This window comes from Sulfurospirillum sp. E15m, assembly GCF_059415145.1.
Genome location: NZ_JCAHZS010000001.1, coordinates 579,581 through 597,723 on the forward strand (window position 1 = coordinate 579,581; position 18,143 = coordinate 597,723).

15 protein-coding genes are annotated in these 18,143 nt (G+C 37.8%); 13 read left to right on the forward strand and 2 right to left on the reverse strand.

Annotated elements, in window-relative coordinates:
- Positions 1-78 precede the first annotated feature (78 nt).
- The 11 genes from pheS to AC5SLP_RS03000 all read left to right on the forward strand — a co-directional run bounded on the left by pheS (position 79) and on the right by AC5SLP_RS03000 (position 14,959).
- Complete coding sequence (gene pheS / locus AC5SLP_RS02950; RefSeq protein WP_495253630.1) at positions 79-1,071, forward strand: phenylalanine--tRNA ligase subunit alpha; 993 nt, start codon at positions 79-81, stop codon at positions 1,069-1,071.
- Entirely contained in the window at positions 1,068-3,404 is a 2,337-nt protein-coding gene (gene pheT / locus AC5SLP_RS02955; protein WP_495253631.1) for a phenylalanine--tRNA ligase subunit beta, read from the forward strand. Before pheS ends, pheT begins: the two co-directional genes overlap by 4 nt.
- Positions 3,401-4,690, forward strand: coding sequence for a 3-phosphoshikimate 1-carboxyvinyltransferase (gene aroA, locus AC5SLP_RS02960; RefSeq protein ID WP_495253632.1), 1,290 nt, complete (start codon positions 3,401-3,403; stop codon positions 4,688-4,690). The genes pheT and aroA overlap by 4 nt, the downstream gene beginning before the upstream one ends.
- The gene (locus AC5SLP_RS02965) at positions 4,680-5,513 is read left to right on the forward strand and encodes a 4-hydroxy-3-methylbut-2-enyl diphosphate reductase (protein ID WP_495253633.1); all 834 of its coding nucleotides are present in this window, start codon (positions 4,680-4,682) and stop codon (positions 5,511-5,513) included. Before aroA ends, AC5SLP_RS02965 begins: the two co-directional genes overlap by 11 nt.
- Before the next feature lie 63 nt (positions 5,514-5,576).
- On the forward strand, positions 5,577-7,253 hold the full coding sequence (locus AC5SLP_RS02970) for a 30S ribosomal protein S1 (protein ID WP_495253634.1): 1,677 nt from the start codon (positions 5,577-5,579) through the stop codon (positions 7,251-7,253).
- A 3-nt stretch (positions 7,254-7,256) separates the two neighbouring features.
- Entirely contained in the window at positions 7,257-7,745 is a 489-nt protein-coding gene (locus tag AC5SLP_RS02975) for a hypothetical protein (RefSeq protein ID WP_495253635.1), read from the forward strand.
- Complete coding sequence (serA, locus tag AC5SLP_RS02980; protein WP_495253636.1) at positions 7,742-9,328, forward strand: phosphoglycerate dehydrogenase; 1,587 nt, start codon at positions 7,742-7,744, stop codon at positions 9,326-9,328. Before AC5SLP_RS02975 ends, serA begins: the two co-directional genes overlap by 4 nt.
- A gap of 241 nt (positions 9,329-9,569) precedes the next feature.
- A complete protein-coding gene (locus AC5SLP_RS02985) occupies positions 9,570-10,913 on the forward strand; it encodes a TolC family protein (RefSeq protein ID WP_495253637.1) in 1,344 nt (447 codons plus the stop codon).
- Positions 10,910-11,719 carry an efflux RND transporter periplasmic adaptor subunit gene (locus tag AC5SLP_RS02990; protein ID WP_495253638.1) on the forward strand — a complete coding sequence of 270 codons (810 nt, stop codon included), beginning with the start codon at positions 10,910-10,912 and terminating at the stop codon, positions 11,717-11,719. The genes AC5SLP_RS02985 and AC5SLP_RS02990 overlap by 4 nt, the downstream gene beginning before the upstream one ends.
- Complete coding sequence (locus tag AC5SLP_RS02995) at positions 11,719-13,317, forward strand: efflux RND transporter permease subunit (protein ID WP_495253639.1); 1,599 nt, start codon at positions 11,719-11,721, stop codon at positions 13,315-13,317. Before AC5SLP_RS02990 ends, AC5SLP_RS02995 begins: the two co-directional genes overlap by 1 nt.
- A complete protein-coding gene (locus tag AC5SLP_RS03000; RefSeq protein WP_495253640.1) occupies positions 13,301-14,959 on the forward strand; it encodes an efflux RND transporter permease subunit in 1,659 nt (552 codons plus the stop codon). The genes AC5SLP_RS02995 and AC5SLP_RS03000 overlap by 17 nt, the downstream gene beginning before the upstream one ends.
- A gap of 35 nt (positions 14,960-14,994) precedes the next feature.
- Here the strand turns inward: AC5SLP_RS03000 and AC5SLP_RS03005 are convergent, their stop codons facing one another.
- Positions 14,995-15,162 carry a hypothetical protein gene (locus AC5SLP_RS03005; protein ID WP_495253641.1) on the reverse strand — a complete coding sequence of 56 codons (168 nt, stop codon included), beginning with the start codon at positions 15,160-15,162 and terminating at the stop codon, positions 14,995-14,997.
- Complete coding sequence (locus AC5SLP_RS03010) at positions 15,159-15,407, reverse strand: XRE family transcriptional regulator (RefSeq protein ID WP_495253642.1); 249 nt, start codon at positions 15,405-15,407, stop codon at positions 15,159-15,161. Before AC5SLP_RS03010 ends, AC5SLP_RS03005 begins: the two co-directional genes overlap by 4 nt.
- Before the next feature lie 219 nt (positions 15,408-15,626).
- On the opposite strand from AC5SLP_RS03010, the gene efp reads away from it, so the two are divergent.
- Both efp and AC5SLP_RS03020 read left to right on the forward strand, forming a co-directional pair.
- Entirely contained in the window at positions 15,627-16,190 is a 564-nt protein-coding gene (gene efp / locus AC5SLP_RS03015) for an elongation factor P (RefSeq protein WP_495253643.1), read from the forward strand.
- Between the two features lie 96 nt (positions 16,191-16,286).
- The gene (locus AC5SLP_RS03020) at positions 16,287-18,143 is read left to right on the forward strand and encodes a methyl-accepting chemotaxis protein (protein ID WP_495253644.1); all 1,857 of its coding nucleotides are present in this window, start codon (positions 16,287-16,289) and stop codon (positions 18,141-18,143) included.

Genomic DNA, 18,143 nt, shown 5'->3' on the forward strand with positions numbered 1-18,143 from the left:
TTTAGAGGATTTTAACCTTTTATAATTAAAGTTTCACTAAAATAGACGTCCTAATAGACTTTGATGAAAGGTATACCTTTGAAAGAGATGGAAAATGCGATTGCATCTTGCAATTCGCTTATTGAATTAGATAAATTGAGGGTTTCTCTTTTTGGCAAGAAAGGATATTTTGCTGCACAGTTTGAAGCGCTAAAAAAGCTTGATGGTGATGCAAAAAAAGAGTTTGCTCAAAATCTAAACAATAATAAAGAACAATTTTTAGAGCTCTTAAATAACAAAAAAAGTGCCCTTGAAGCAGTGATGATTGAAGCAGAGATGAAAAAAAGCAGCGTTGATGTAACCCTGTTCAATCAAGAGAGCCCAGCAGGTGCTTTGCATCCTGTTATGGAGACAATGGACAAAATTATTGAATATTTTGTAAGCATGAATTTTTCTATCGAAGAAGGTCCATTGGTTGAAGATGATTTTCACAATTTTGAAGCACTGAATCTTCCTAAATATCACCCTGCACGTGATATGCAAGATACATTTTATTTTAAAGATTCGATGTTGCTTAGAACCCACACCTCTCCCGTTCAAATCAGAACGATGCTAAAACAAAGTGCACCGATTCGTATGATTTGCCCTGGTGCAGTGTTTAGACGTGATTTTGATATTACTCATACACCGATGTTTCATCAAGTTGAAGGTTTAGTGGTTGATAAAGCAGGAAAAGTTTCCTTCGCAAATTTAAAATTTATATTAGAAGATTTTTTAAAATATATGTTTGGGGATGTTAAAGTACGATTTCGTCCTAGCTTCTTTCCATTTACGGAGCCTAGTGCAGAAGCAGATATTAGTTGTATTTTCTGTAAAGGGAAAGGATGCCGTGTCTGTTCACATACAGGATGGCTTGAAGTATTGGGATGCGGCGTAGTTGATCCGAATGTTTTTAAAGCCGTTGGGTATAAAGACGTGAGTGGCTATGCATTTGGACTCGGTGTTGAGCGTTTTGCCATGCTTTTACATCAAATACCAGATTTGCGCTCATTATTTGAGGGCGACTTGAGATTATTGGAGCAATTTAGATGATAGTAACAAAGCAATGGTTAAATGAATGGATTGATATTAATGCCGTTGAGACTGATAAAATTTCGATAGCACTGAATGCCATTGGCTTAGAAGTAGATGGCATACATCAAATTCGTATTCCTGCACATGTGGTTGTTGGACAGGTTGTTTCGTGTGAAAAGCATCCTAATGCGGATAAACTCAATGTTTGTCAGGTCAATGTAGGAGAGAGTGTTCAACAAATCGTTTGTGGTGCTAAAAATGTCGCTGCAGGTCAGATGGTAGCCGTAGCGCTTATTGGTGCTGAACTTCCTGGCGGTCTTAAAATTAAAAAAGCAAAACTTCGTGATGTTGAATCGTGCGGTATGATCTGCTCTTCTACAGAACTAGGCCTGCCCAAAATCAATGACGGCATTATGATTTTAGATGAAAGCATTGGCACATTAAGTCTTGGTAAACCTTTAAGCGAATACCCTTTAATCAATGATGATATTATCGAAATAGGACTCACACCAAATAGAGGTGATTGTCAAAGCGTTTATGGCGTTGCACGTGATTTAAGCGTCTATTTTGATCTTGAAGTCAAAAGTATTCCACATAAAGAGGAAGAAGAAAATCAACCCGGTGTTGGAAGAGTGCTTCAAGTTCATGGCAGTGAAGCTTTAGATGGCTCCTATATGTATAAAGTCTTTGATAATAAAGAGATTCAAGTACCGCTTTTAGTAGAGCTCCGTTTGGGGTTTGCAGAAATTGAAACAACGTGCTTTTTAGCGAAGCTTTTGGAATATTCAACGTATGTGACAGGCGTTTTACTTCGTGCTTATAATCAGACATGTTTTGGTGCCAAAGATGAAAAAGCAAAAATTACGATAGCTAAAGATGAAAATGGGCTTGATGCCATTTTTGCACAAGGTCAGAAAATAGCAATTGCCGGTATTGCACAAATGCCAGAATGCAGAGCAAGCGCTATGGATGAGCGTATTATCATCGAGGCCAATTATACACATCCTGGCATTATTGCAGAAAAAAGTGCCAATAAAAAATTGGGAGCCGATAAACATCTGTACCGTTCTTCACGAGGCAGTGAGCCAAATTTGGCGTTTGGGTTGGGTTATTTTCTGAAAATTCTCTCCAAGCGTTCATCCATTATGCCTTATGCAGATGCGCAACAAATTACACAAGATTTTGAAGAAAAAATTATTAATATTCACCAAAATGATTTGACCGAAATGATTGGTGAAGAGATTGCTAAAAACGTTGTTATAAAAATCCTTAAAAAGCTTGGATTTGGCGTTAATTTTGCCTTTGAACAAGATGTTATTAACGTTAAAATTCCACAATTTAGACCCGATATTCTCAATACGCAAGATATTTGTGAAGAGATTGTTCGTATTGTTGGTATTGATAATATTACATCAAAGCCATATGTTTTGGCAGAGCAACTTCGTATTAATAAGCCGTATGTTGATTTTAAAAAGCGTCAAATGTATCGACACCGCGCCGTTGCAGCTGGCTTTTTTGAAACATTGCACTTTGTTTTCGATGATAGCAACAAGGTTCAAAAATTTGGGCTACCTCTTTTAAATGAAGCACTTGATGTTGCCAATCCGATTACCAGTGAGCTTAACACATTGCGTAGTTCGTTGGTGCCGAACATTTTAACGGCGGTATCGAATAATTTAAAAATTGGTAAAAAACGTGTTCCTCTTTTTGAAATAGGAAGTGTGTTTGATCAGGAACGTAACGAGGCCCGCAAAATCGCTTTTGTTTTTAGTGGTGAAAATGGTATCGCAGAGATTGCAAATCATGGAAAACCAAGTGAAATTGATTTTTTTGCTTTTGCCAGTAAAGTCCAAAGTGTTTTAGGAAACTTTACATTAGTCCCCCTTACAACGCCAAATGTCCTATGCAGCCCTTATGAAGTAGCATGTGTGATGATTGAAGGTGTAGAGGCTGGGTATATGGCTCGTGTTAATATTCAAGTTGAAAAAGAGTTAGATTTGGCACGAACGTATATTTGTGAACTTAATTTTGATGCATTATCGTATCGTCACAAGTATGCAAAAGAGTATTCAAAACTTCCTTCGACTTCACGCGATTTAAGTTTGTTGGTCGATGGTTCTATGTCGTATTCAACCTTGGAAGCTTTTATCAAGTCCATTGCGCCTCAAAGCTTAGTCAAGTTTTCAGTGATTGACCGTTATGTTCATGAAAGTTTGGGCGACAAAGTCAGTTTGACATTAAATTTACAATTTCAATCCATGGATAAGACATTTGAAGAGGCTGAAATAGCAAGTATGATCGAAGATTTGCTTGCAAAACTTCATGAAAGATTTGGAATTAGCATCCGATGAAAACTTTACATGTAAACCCAAAAGCCTCTTTCGAGTTTACAACTGATAAAATCGCCAGCGATAAGTCAATTTCTCATCGCTGTGCGATTTTTTCCCTTCTAAGCAATCAACCTTCTATTGTGAAAAATTATCTGCCAGCAGAAGATACGCTTTGCACGCTGAACATTGTGCAGTCATTAGGCGCACATGTTGAAAAAGCCGACGATGGTACATTAACCATCACCCCGCCTGAGCATATTGTTGAGCCTCCATTGATTCTTGATTGTGGCAATTCAGGTACGGCTATACGTCTTTTAATGGGCTTTCTCTCAAGCTGCCAAGGGTTTTTTGTTCTTTACGGAGATAAATATTTGTGTTCGCGTCCAATGCGCCGTGTTGCAGACCCTTTACGCGAAATAGGCGCAAAGATTGATGGCAGGAATCATGGCAATTATGCGCCTCTTAGTATTCGAGGAGAAAAGCTCAATGCGTTTCATTATGAGAGTAAAATAGCCTCTGCACAAGTGAAAAGTGCCCTTATTTTAGCAGCACTTCAGGCAGAGGGCATTTCAACTTTTCGTGAGCCAGAACTCAGTCGCGATCATAGCGAACGAATGCTTCGTGGAATGGGTGCTAATGTTGTCTCTGAAGGATTACATGTAACGATTCATCCTCAAACAAAACCGCTTAATCCTCTTCATATAACAGTGCCAAGTGATCCATCCAGCGGCTTTTTCTTTGCTGTTGCTGCCGCAATTAATGAAGGAAGTAAAGTCACATTACATAATATGCTTTTAAATCCTACGCGTATTGAAGCTTATAAAGTACTTGAGCGTATGGGAGCTTTGGTTCAGTTTATTGAGAAAGAAAGCCTGTATGAAAGTGTCGGTGATATTGTGATTATCGGCAAAGCATTACAGGGGGTTGAAGTTTCTGAAAATATCTCCTGGCTTATCGATGAGCTTCCCGCTCTCTCGATTGCTTTTGCTTGTGCAAAAGGTAAGAGTTTGGTTAAAAACGCCAGTGAATTGCGCGTTAAAGAGAGCGACCGCATCGCGAGCGTGGTGAAAAATCTCCGCTTATGCGGCATTGAAGTAAACGAGTTTGAGGATGGCTATGAAGTCAATGGGGGGACACTTAAAAGTGCCACCATTAATAGTTTTGGTGACCATAGAATTGCGATGAGTTTTGCGATTGCTGGCACTAAAACGACGATGAAAATTGAAGATACTGAGTGTATTAATACCTCTTTCCCCAATTTCGTTGAATTGCTCTCAGCGATAGGAACTATTACGTATGCAGATTAAATTAGCAACAAGTTATGGCTTTTGTTTTGGCGTAAAACGTGCAATCAAAATTGCTGAGAATACGCAAAATGCATCGACGATTGGGCCATTGATTCACAATAATGAAGAGATTAATCGTTTAAAAGAAAACTTTAACGTGAAAACACTGCATGACATCTCTGAAGCAAACGGTGTCGAACGCGCGATTATTAGAACACATGGTATCCCAAAAAAAGATTTAGAAACATTGCTTGCCAGCGATGTTCAAGTCATTAATGCAACATGCCCTTATGTCACTAAGCCACAAGAAATTTGTGAGAAAATGAGCATGGAAGGGTATGAAATTGTCATTTTTGGCGATGCGGATCATCCGGAAGTCAAAGGGGTAGAGAGTTATGCGATTCATGGCGCTTATGTTGTCCAAAGTGTTGCTGAATTAGAAAAAATTAAATTTAAAGGCAATAAAATTGCCGTGGTTTCTCAAACAACCCGTAAAATCAATGAGTTTTTAGATATCACCAACTATTTAGAGACACGCTATAAAGAAGTACGCGTTTTTAATACGATTTGCAATGCAACGTTTGAGAATCAAGATGCTGCACGCGAATTGGCAAAAGAATCAGATGTCGTCATTGTGATTGGCGGAAAAAATTCTTCCAATACCAAACAGCTGCACAGCATTTGTAAAGAGTATTGTGAAGATAGTTTTTTAGTGGAAAGTGAAAAAGATCTTGATCCTTCATGGTTTAGTGGAAAAAAACTTTGCGGTGTGACAGCGGGTGCATCTACGCCAGATTGGATTATTGAAAAAATAGTTGGCAAAATAAGCGAAATTAAAGTATAATAGGCAACTTTTACATGTTTACATGTAGCTAAATGTGTCAAAAATCAATAAAAAGGGTAGCAAATGGTAAATGAGGCGAACAAAGCTGTTCATACTGACGCCGTAGACGAACATGAGGAGATGGATTTTGCGGCGATGTTGGAAGAGTCTTTCAAAGATTCTGAGAGAGACGCACTGATCAATGGTGTTGTGGTAGCAATCAAAGAAGATGTTATTTTAGTGGATGTGGGTAAGAAGTCAGAAGGACGTCTTAATGCATCAGAAGTGACAGATGAGAGTGGTAACATAACATGCAAAGTAGGTGATGTAATCCCTGTAGTGATTACAGGATTCAGAAACGAAAGACCAGTGGTTTCGCACAAAAAGGCCCTTCGTAAAGATAGAATTAAATCATTTATCGCTGATTTTAAAGAAGAAGATGACGTGGTTGTTGATGTCAAAATCACTGGAAAAAACAAAGGTGGTTTTATCGCTGAAAACAAAGATGGTATTGAATTTTTCCTTCCTCGCTCACAAGCTGCTGTGAAAGATATGAACAGCCTTGTTGGAAAAAGTTTAAAAGTAAAAGTCATTAAAATCGATAATGAAACAGAATCTATTATTATCTCTCGTAAAAAATTCCTAGACGATGAACGCAAAAAACGCAAAGAAATCGTTCAAGAACTTATTGACCGTGATGAAGTGGTTGAAGGAACAATTAAAAAGATTACAACATACGGTATGTTTGTAGATGTTGGCGGCATTGATGGTTTAGTGCATTACAGTGAAATCAGCTACAAAGGACCTGTCAATCCTGGAACATTGTATCAAGAAGGCGAAGTTATTCCTGTTAAAGCAATCAAATACGATAAAGACAAACGACATCTTTCTCTCTCTGTCAAAGCAGCGATGCCTGATCCTTGGGATGAAATCAAAGATGAGTTAGAAACAGGTGATTCAATCCAAGTAACCATCAGCAACATTGAACCATACGGCGCGTTTGTTGATCTTGGCAATGACATCGAAGGTTTCCTTCACATTTCTGAGATTTCATGGGATAAAAACATCAAACACCCACGTGATTACATCGAAGAAGGACAAGTGGTTGATGTTGAAGTCATTGAAATTGATGCAAAAGAGAGACGATTACGTGTATCTTTGAAAAACGTTCTTCCAAAACCATTTGATGAATTTATGAAAAAATATAAAGTTGGCGATATCGTTAAAGGTGAAATTACAACGATTACAAACTTTGGTGCATTTGTCAAAATTGGCGGAATCGAAGGGTTACTTCACAATGAAGATGCTTCTTGGGATCGTAACAATAAATGTAAAGAACTTTTCAACGTAGGTACTGAAGTCGAAGTAAAAATCGTTAAAATTGATGTTGAAAATGAAAAAATTTCACTCAGCAAAAAAGAGCTTGAAGACAGCCCAATCCAAAAATATGCAAAATCTCATGAAAACGGTGACATTGTTCATGGTAAAATCAGAGATATTAAAGAGTTTGGTATTTTTGTTGAATTGGAAGAAAATGTTGATGCGCTTATCCGCAAAGAAGATTTAGGACAAGTGAACGAAGCTGATCTTAAAGTAGGTGATGAAATTGAAGCGGCAATTACATTTATTGATGATAAGAAAAATCGCATTCGCCTTTCTGTAAGACGTCTTTCAAAACTTAAAGAAAGAGAAGCGTTAAAAGAGATCAATAAAGAAGAAAAAATGACGCTTGGAGACATCTTAAAAGATCAATTGAAATAGACTATGCAAAAAAAAGTACTGGGTGGTGTTTTTTTACTCCTCTTTATAGGTTTAGGATTTTTTTTATATAAACTTCTGGACCAAAAAGTTGAGATAAAAGATGACACCGCCTTGTACGAATCTCCTCGAAAACCAACAATCAAACCAGATACTCAAGAACGCATTTGGATTAAAGAGATGGCACAAAAGGATGCTAGAGAGTTTGTGTTTCCAGTCAATGAACTCTTTATGCAAATTGATCAGTACGGCGCAAAAGATAGTAACGGTAAAAAAGCAAAATCGTTTCGTTTGATGATTGATCGAGCGGATCGATATTCACTTTTTTGTATTGTACAAACACTGACCGCTTTGCATCTACCTTATATGGTTATCAAAGAGGGCAAAATCCCAATTATTTACATCGAAGAAAAAAGTGACAAACAATTAGAGAGAGTTGTTTTGGAACTTGAAAAATATGATATTAAATCAAAAATTGTCGAGGTTTGGTTATGAAAAAGAAAAAAATCATTGTATGTGATGCAATTCATGAAAAAGGTTTTCAGATTTTACATGCTGAAAAAGATATTGAAGTCGTCGATGCTGTTAAAATACCTAAAGATGAACTCCTTAAAATTATCGGAGACTGTGATGTCGCCATTACCCGTAGTTCTACGGATGTTGATGAGAAGTTTTTGAATGCGGCTACGAATTTAAAAGCAATTGTGCGAGCAGGCGTTGGTGTGGATAACGTCGATCAAGATGGTTGTAGCCGACGTGGTATCATCGCAATGAATGTTCCAACGGCTAATACCATTGCTGCCGTAGAGCTTACAATGGCACATCTTTTAGGAACGGCAAGAAGCTTTGTTAATGCAAATAACCACTTAAAAATTGAACGTGTATGGAACCGTGAAAAATGGTATGGCATTGAGTTATGCGAAAAACGTTTAGGTGTGATTGGTTTTGGTAATATTGGTAGCCGTGTTGCTATCCGCGCTAAAGCGTTTGGCATGGATGTTATTGCTTATGACCCTTATATCTCAGCATCAAAAGTAACAGACCTTGGTATGACATACACTGAGAATTTTGATGATATTTTAAAATGTGATTTCATTACCATTCATACGCCAAAAAATAAAGAAACGATTAATATTATCTCTTACGATGAAATCGCTAAAATGAAAGATAGTGTGCGTTTAATTAACTGTGCGCGTGGTGGTCTATACAATGAACAAGCTCTTTTTGATAATCTTAAAAGCGGTAAAATTGCTTTCGCGGGCATAGATGTATTTTCAAAAGAACCCGCAACCAGTCATCCTCTTTTGGACCTTGAAAATATTTGTGTGACACCTCACCTTGGTGCCAATACATTAGAATCTCAAGAAAAAATTGCGATGCAAGCTGCCGAAAATGCTATTAGTGCAGCGCGTGGTGTTAGTTACCCGAATGCACTCAACCTTCCGATTAAAGCCGAAGACCTACCTGCTTCAGTTGAGCCATATTTAGAGCTTGTTCAGAAAATGGGATTTTTAGCGGCACAATTGAATCGTTCAGCTATTAAATCCATTAAACTTGAACTTGAAGGCGATATTGGAGCCTATGGCAAATCTTTATTGACATTTGGCATTGTAGGCTCTCTCAAAGAAGCAAATGACAACAAAATTAATTATGTCAATGCTGAATTTGTCGCAAAAGAAAAAAACATTGAAAGTAAATTTGAGGCGGTCAGTAGCACTAGCGGTTATAAAAATAAAGTAACCCTAACATTGACGACAGAAAAAGATGTTGTGAGTATTAGTGGAACCGTCTTTGGTGAAGATGAACAACGCATTGTAGGTATCAATGGGTTTAAATTTGACTTCAAACCAAAAGGCAAAATGATTATTTTCAAAAATAATGACGTCCCTGGTGTTATTGCCAATATTGCATCTATCTTAGCAAAAGAGGGTATTAACATCGCTGACTTTAGATTAGGACGAGGGGCTCATCAATTTGCGATGGCTGTTATCTTAGTTGATACGGATATTGATAAAAAAATGATCGCTGAACTTAATAAAATTGAAACATGTGTATGGGTTGAATACGCCGTTTTATAAGAAGCGATTTGGTTAATTCAGAGGAGTAATTTCTCCCTCTGGATTAACTTTTGTAAAATTTAATTAACTTTATTTTCTTCTATTTTCCCCTGAAAAAATGGTTTTTAGGCTTATAAAAGTAAAATTTTATTATCTTTAGCTAAAACCATGCGCTTAATTCTTTTCAATAAATAAATAAATATTATAGTTTTGATAATATTGTTATACTATAACAGAATTAAAATTGACAGAGGGATAGTGCATGAAAATTGTTTTGGTGAGTTTAATCCTCTTCGGTGTGTGCTTTGGTGCAGAGCCATTAACCTTAGAGCGTGCTATACAAAAAGTCAAAGAAAATAATCAAGAGATCACTATTGCTAAATTTGATGAAGAGATTAAAGACCTAGAACATCAAATAGCAGTAGGACAATCGTACGGTAGTTTAGATTTGACGCAATTGGCTCTACGCAGTAACGATGCTTTAAGCGTATTTGGCTTTAAATTGCAATCACGCGAAGCAACCTTTGCTGATTTTGGATTTAAACAGTTGAATATGTCAAGTCCAGATTTTTATACACAACCTAGTGATCTTAATTATCCAAAAGACCGCAATCTGTTTCAAACCACACTTTCTTATAACCTTCCAATTTATACGGGTGGCAAATTGGAGCAGTATGGCAAAATAACACAGGCTTTACACTACCTAAGTACTCTAAGTCGTGAAGAGCTCACGTTGCAAAAAGTCTCAGAGGTTAAAAAGAATTTCTACACACTCTCTTTATTGAAAACCTATTTGTATAATTTGAATATTATTGCCTCAAATATTGCACGATTGGAAAAAACAACGCAAGCGATGATGGAAGAAGGGTATGCCAAAAGAGTAGATTTGCTGGAAGTGCAAGCAAGGCTTTCCGATGTTGAACGACAGATTTCACAAACCAAAGCCAATCAGACACTGGTCTATCATTACCTCTCATTTCTCATTAATGAACCTGTCACAGAGATTAAGGGAACGTATGAAGCAGCACCTGATATGAATATGAATAGCGATGCTATTTTAACCAACAACCTCGATATCAAAAAAGCAGAGCAAGGCGTAGAGATTTCAAAAATGAAGATAGCGTTGCAAGAGAGCGCATTTCTTCCTCAAGTAGGCGCTTTTGCTCAGTATGGCAGTAGTGATGACAAACTCATGAATGACTTTGCTAAACACGATGCTTATACTGCGGGTGTTCAAATTAAGTGGAATTTTTTCAACGGTGGAAGCGACAAAGCAGGTTATGAAAAAGCGCGCGTTGAAAATCTAAAAGCAGCGCAAGAGTTGCAACTAGCGCAAAAGAGTATGGCTTTACATGTAAAACAGTTGCAAACACAGATGCAAAGCCACGAATATGAAATCGCAAGTCTCAAAAAAGAGGTGGAAGTGGCTCATTTGATTTACGAAAATTATGCGGGAAGGTATGAGCAAAAACTTGTTTCAATTAATGATGTTATGATGAAACAGTCTGAAGAATTACGTATTGTTTTAAAACTCAAAGAAGTACAAAATGCACGTAATGACATTATTTTTGAATTAGAAAAAATAGCAGCGAAGGAAACCAAGTGAAGACATTACATGTAAAAATAGCCATTGCCTTATGCGCGAGTAGTTTAATGCTAAACGCAGCGGAATTAACCTTAAGCGGTAGTGTCATTTCGGACAATGAAAAAAGCATTACAAGCCGTTATATGGGGTATGTTAAAGAAGTGCGTGTCAAAGAGGGCGATATTGTTAAAAAAGGTGATTTGCTTTACAGCATAGATTCAAAAGAGATTGATACGGCTTTAGCGCAAACAGATTTAGCCATAGCTCAAGCAGAGCTTTCCTATGAGATGTATCAAAACCAATATTTAAACGCCAAACTGAATCAAGAACGTTATGAAAGACTTTTGGCAAAAGATATGGTTTCAAAATATGATGTAGAAAATTTGGAACTTTCAACCAAAAACCTTAAAGCGATGATGGATATTGCACAAAAACAGATTGCTCAAGCCAAACAAAAACGACAAGAAGTTCAAAATCAGTACCATTACTTAAAAATTCAAGCGCCTAATGATAGCGTTGTGACTGCAAAACATATTGAAGCGGGCGAAATGGCATTAGCCGGTGTTCCTGCATTGGTATTGTCTGATATTACGCATTTAAAAATTACGGCTGAAATTGCTGAGAGCTATCTCAAAACGATTAAAATAGGCGATAGTGTTGCTGTGGAAATCCCATCAATTGGATGTCAAAGTGAAGGAAAAATTGAAGCGATTGTGCCTAGTTCCAATCCAATGACCCACTCTTTTAAACTCAAAACAACGTTTACATGTAAAAATGCTCAAGCATATCCTGGCATGTATGCAACGCTTAAAATAGGGCAACCCTAATGCGTACCTATAAAGAAAAATACCTTGCGGGCTTTTTAGCCCGTCGTTTTTTACGCAACCCCTTGACGATGATATTAGGTGTGACGCTCATTCTTTTGGGTGTGATTGCACTTTCCATGATGCCTAGAGAAGAAGACCCCCAAATTTCTATCAGCGGTGGCGTTGTCATGGTTTCATTACCTGGAGCGAGTGCTGCTGAAGTGGAACAAGTGATTGTAAGACCGCTAGAGCGTCGTATTCGCGAGATAAAAGGCGTTGAGCATATTTATGGTGTTGCAAGCGATAACGTGGGTATCGTGAATGTTATGTATTACATTGGCGAAAACAGAGAAGCATCCAATCTTAAATTGTATGACAAAGTCATGCAAAACATGGACCAAATGCCGCAAGGTGCTTCTACTCCACTGGTACGTCCTTTTGATATCGACATCGATATTCCTGTTTTATCGGTTGCCTTTTATGCTAAAGATGCATCCAAAAGTGATTCGGTTGCTTTGTATAAAAAAGTGGAAGCTATTCGTAACTCCTTGGGAAATGTACCAAATCTGGCTAAAACAGAGATAAAGGGTGGGCATAAAGAGCAATTTAATATTGATGTCGATATCTCTAAGCTTGCAGGTTATCATCTCAGTTTAGAGCAAATTGTGGGTGCATTAACGTCGCTTACCACGCGTTTACCTGAAGTCAATAATCGTGCCAAAGATGGAAAACTCGTTGTGTTTGGTATCAAAAATGTTCTTGAAAATGTTGAAGATATTCAAAATCTCATCATTGCGCATTACGGTGGTTCGGCTATTTATCTCAAAGATGTGGCACATGTCTATTTGGGCTATGACATGCAAAATGTTAAAAGTGCGCAAATCAGCCATAAAAATCCTGACGGTAGCTTTACGCCTTTGCAAGAACAAGTTACACTCAGTGTCTCTAAAATTAAAGGCTCAAATGCCGTTGTCATTGCAGAAGATGTTCTCAAACGCCTTGAAGCGTATCAATCAGAATTGGATAAAGAAGGCATCGGATATATCGTGACACGAAATTATGGCGAGAGGGCAAACGAAGCGGTGAATGAACTCGTGTTTCACCTTTTTATCTCTATCGTGATTATCGCCTTATTACTGATTTTCATTTTGGGTTGGAGAGAAGGGTTGATTGTGACATTAACCGTTCCTGCGATTCTATCCATAACCATTTTCATTGCCTACATCAGCGGACAAACGATTAATCGTATTACGTTGTTTGCTTTTCTGTTGAGTCTAGGGCTTTTAGTTGATGACGTTATTGTTGTTATTGAAAATATTCATCGCCATTTACATGATAAATTATCAAAAGATAAACCGATGGACGAACTGTTAATTGAGGCAACCGATGAGATTGGTGCACCTACCAATCTAGCGACCATCGCTATTATCTTAACGATGGTTCCTATGGCATTTGTGGGGCAGATGATGGGCGAATTTATGAAGCCTATTCCTCTGAATGTTCCTGTTGCCATGACTGCATCACTGTTGATAGCGTATATTTTTACGCCGTTTTTAGCAAGTAAATTTTTAAAGAAACCAAAACACGATCAAGGAGAAAAACATGATGCAACGCTTTGAGCAGTTTATTCATGCCATTTTGCTTGATAAACGTAAAAAACGTTTGGTGCTATTACTGACCCTTTTTGCCTTTATTCTCGCCGTCATGATGTTCCCTACAAAAATTGTTTTGGCAAAGATGCTTCCGGGCAAAAGTACCAATACCTTTTCTGTGTATATTGATTTGCCAAGCGGGAGTTCTTACGTGCAGACACAAACGGTGGATAACTGTGTTGTTTCAATTTTGCAAAAAGAAAAAGAGATTAAAGATATTGAAGTGTTTAACGGCATGGGCTCTCCTCTTGATTATGCAGGGCTTGTTAAAGGTTCAGGTCTGAAAAATGGTGAAAATATCAGCGAAATCGTTGTGAATTTAACAGGGATTCATGAGCGAGACGAACGTTCTTATTCCATGGTTCACCGCTTGCGTCCTGTGATTCAAAAAAGTTGTGAGCCTTTGGTGGATAAAACATCCATTAAAATGGTTGAACAACCAGCGGGTCCTCCTACGATGGCGGCAATTGTGATTGAACTATACGGTGAAAATACGGCACATTTGATGCGACTCTCCGAGGAGATTAAAGGTATTTTAGCTTCTACTAAAGATTTGACCGATGTGGATATTATGAATGATGATATCTATCCAAAACTCTCTTTAACGATTGATCATGAAAAAGCACTTCGGGCAGGGCTTGGGATTGAACAGATTCATAAAATGCTCTATTTGGGATTTGAAGGTATGGCTGTTACGTATAAAAATAGTGCAACCTCTCCAACGCAAATTCCTCTTTTTGTGGTCTTTAGTGAGGATTCAAAAAAATTAGGGCATTTTTCAAAAAATGAGCTTTTAGCGAAACTCTCTTCCGTAACACTTTTGAATGCTCAAGGAATGATGGTACCGCTCAGTGAGGTCGTTCGCGTGGAAGAAGTTGCTTCAACCCCGACCATCATGTCTAAAAATCTGCAAAAAATGGTGAGCATCGTTGCTGAGGCTGACCTGGTTTCACAAGTCTATCCTTTACTGGATGCGAGAAGTGCGATTAAAGAAAAACTCAAAGATCGTTATGACATCAGCAATACCCATCTCTTTGACCTTCAATTGCGTGATAAACACACTGGCGAAGTGTTTAACGTGGTGTGGGATGGCGAGATGAAAGTGACGATGGATACTTTTAGGGATTTAGGAGCGGCTTTTATTGCGGCATTAGTGCTTATCTTTTTATTGATGGTCGTGTATTATAAAAGTTTTGCTATCGCAGGCATTGTTTTGCTTGGAAGCTTTCTTTCTATTATTGGGGTGATTGTGGGGCATTGGATTATGGACCTTTTCTCACACGGAACCTTTTTCCTCACGGCAACATCTCTTATCGGATTTATTTCGTTGATGGGCATTAGTTCTCGTAACTCCTTGCTCCTGATTGATTTTGCCAAAACACGTATTGCTCAAGGGGAGAGTAAGCATGATGCGATAGCCCAAGCCAGCGCAACGCGGGCAAAACCGATTTTCCTAACAGCAGCAGCGATTATTTTGGCCAGTACATTATTGGCATCTGACCCTATTTTTGGGGGATTGGGTGTTGCGTTAATTTTTGGAACCATTGCTGCGGTGATTGTTTCTTTGATTGTCGTACCTGTATTGATGGACAATACCAAAGCACTTTAATTTGTAGTTAGTTTACATGTAAACGGTAAATCTTTTTATCGTTTTACATGTAAAATTCTTCGACGCGTAGAAATCATGAGACGCATACAGCGATAGAAAAAAAGACGTTTATTTATAAATCCAATCTTGCGATAATGTTTATGCTGTAAACATTCAAACACTTCCTCAAGAGCCAACTTTTCACCTACTGTCAGATTTGTCATGCCTTATCTCCCTGCCCGTCGTTGATTTTACGCACTAATCTCACAATGTCTTCATCTTTTAACATACCAAGCATATTAAACACCACTGGAATTGCCATGGGAGCACTGCTACCAAGCCTCCACTCTTGATAGGTGCGCATGGAAATGCCACAGGTCTCTGCCATCTTTTTTTGAGAAATTTTTTTCCCAAGATGTTCAGCTTCAATAGCATTATGCAAAAGATTAATGATATCGTTTGTTTTCATCGTGATATTGTATGTAAAAACGTATTAAATATAAATTAAAATGAATAAAACATACTAAATAAATAATATAAAAAACAATATATGGAATTTTATAATCATAATATAGAATATAAAATACAATTTTAAAGTAAAAATATACAATATTATGTATAAAAATAAGTCATTTTGTAGTCGTTAAAATTTTCGCTATAATGATAAAAATTAAATTTAGGAGAAATTATGGCCTCTATTGGAATGGGCGACTTAAAAAAAGGGTTGAAAATTGAATTGAATGGAATCCCTTATAAAATCGTAGAGTATCAACATGTTAAACCTGGTAAGGGTGCTGCATTTGTACGCTGCAAAATCAAATCATTTATTGATGGTAAAGTAATTGAAAAAACATTTCACGCTGGGGATAAATGCGAAACGCCTCATTTGGAAGACAAAATTATGCAATTTTTGTATGATGATGGCGAATTTCTTCAATTTATGGACAGTGTTACCTATGAGCAAATCGCTTTAACTCACGACCAAGTAGGTGATGCGGCAGATTGGATTATTGACGGTATGAACGTCGATATGCTTTATCATAACGGCAAACCTATCAGCGTTGAGGCTCCTCAATTTGTTGAACTTAAAATTGTTGAAACACCTCCTAACTTTAAGGGTGATACACAAGGCGGTAAAAAACCAGCTACTCTTGAAAGTGGTGCAGTTGTACAAGTACCTTTCCATGTTGTTGAGGGCGATGTCATTAAAGTCGATACCGTACGTGGCGAATATTTAGAAAAAGTAAAATAACGTAATATATCTTCAAAATAGGGTAATTTCTTACCCTATTTTTCCTCTTTTTACTGCTATAATTGTCCTGTATTAGAAGTTTAAGGAGGTTCCCCTATGCTAACCCACCTTTCTATTAAAGCGCGCAATATTTTATTGGCGTGTGTTGTGCTTCTTGGTTTATTAGCGATTCATACAACCGCAAAAATTTTTAATGATAAAGAAAAAGCATTATTGTCACTAAAGATGCAAGTAGCCTCTATCAAAGAAGAGATTTTAATACTACGCAAACATGAAAAGGATTTTCTTGCGCGGCATACTCTTAATTATGAAACACTGTTTCATGAGAATGCAGCAAAGCTTTTATCCAATGTGCAATCCATACAAACAACAGCACAAAAGCTGGGAATTGATACCAAAAACCTTACGCAATTAGAGGCAATTCTTAAAAATTATGGCAATGAATTTGATGCTGTTGTCGCGCAAAAAAAGAAAATAGGGCTTACGCCTGAAGAAGGCTTAGAAGGTGTGATGCGTCAAGCGATTCATCAAGCTGAGAGTGCTTTTAAAGAGCTCAAAGATTATCAGATGCAGTCATTGATGCTGATGTTGCGTCGCAACGAAAAAGACTTTATGTTAAGACTCTCTTTAAAATATGCCAATGAACACACCGCTAACTATGAAAAGGCCATTCAATACATTAAAATGCATGAAGAGCTCGCTTCAACACTGCCCTTGATGCAAAAATACCGAGAAAGTTTTGTTGCTTATGTTTCGGCGTATGAAGTTTTAGGCTTGAATGAAAAAAGTGGTCTGAATGGCAAATTACGCGATACGGTACATCAAACAGAAGAATTAGTGGCTCAAATGAGTCACACTTTAGACGATACCATTCATGCGCATATACAAAAAACTGTCTTGATTTATTGGATCGTTGGAGGCAGTGTTGTTACCATTCTTTTTAGCCTCATCGTCATTATTATACGCAGTGTTTTGATGCCACTTCGCAGTTTAACCAATGCCATCGTCTCCAACGAACGCGATTTGACGATGCGTTATCATACCCCTTACAATGACGAACTGAAAGAAATTGCAACTTCGCTGAATGATTTTATGGAGAGATTGCGAAAAATTGTTCAAGGTGCCATTCACGCGAGCGATGAAAATGCCGCAGTCGCTCATGAGCTTTCTACCACATCGAATAATATCGGAGAGCGTGCTGAAAAAGAGAGTGCCATTGTCGTCAAAACAACGCAAACAGGCTTAAAAGCAAAAGCTCAAATTGATGAATCGGTTTTAAGTTCAAAACAGGCTAAAAAAGAGATTGAAGAGACCAATCAATCGTTACAAGAAGCGAACAAAATTTTTGAACTTTTAATTGCAAAAATCGAGCAAACGGCACGTGTTGAAAGTGATTTACAGCACAAAATGGAAGCGCTATCGCATGACGCCGATAAAGTAAAAGATGTTTTAACGGTTATCAATGATATTGCCGATCAAACCAACCTTTTAGCGCTTAATGCCGCGATTGAAGCGGCACGTGCCGGAGAGCATGGCCGTGGATTTGCCGTCGTTGCGGATGAAGTGCGACAACTCGCCGAGCGAACACAACGAAGCTTGGTCGAAATTAATGCGACGGTGAGCATTATCGTCCAATCTATTTTGGACTCAGGAGCCCAAATGGATGAAAATGCAAAACTGTTTCATGAATTGGTAAAGCAATCTGAAGAGGTTTCCTCAAAAATTGATACGTCAGTCTCATTAATGAATACCTCTTTAAAAGTGGTAGAAACAGCAACCGATACCACTGAAAAATCAGGCGATGGTATTAAAAAGGCCATGGATGAGATTGAGCATATCAATGAAATAACCACGACCAATGCGAGAGATATTGAAGAGATTGCCGCAGCCGCAGAGCATTTGCACTCGGTTACCCAAAAGCTCAATGATCAATTGCATTATTTTAAAGTTTAG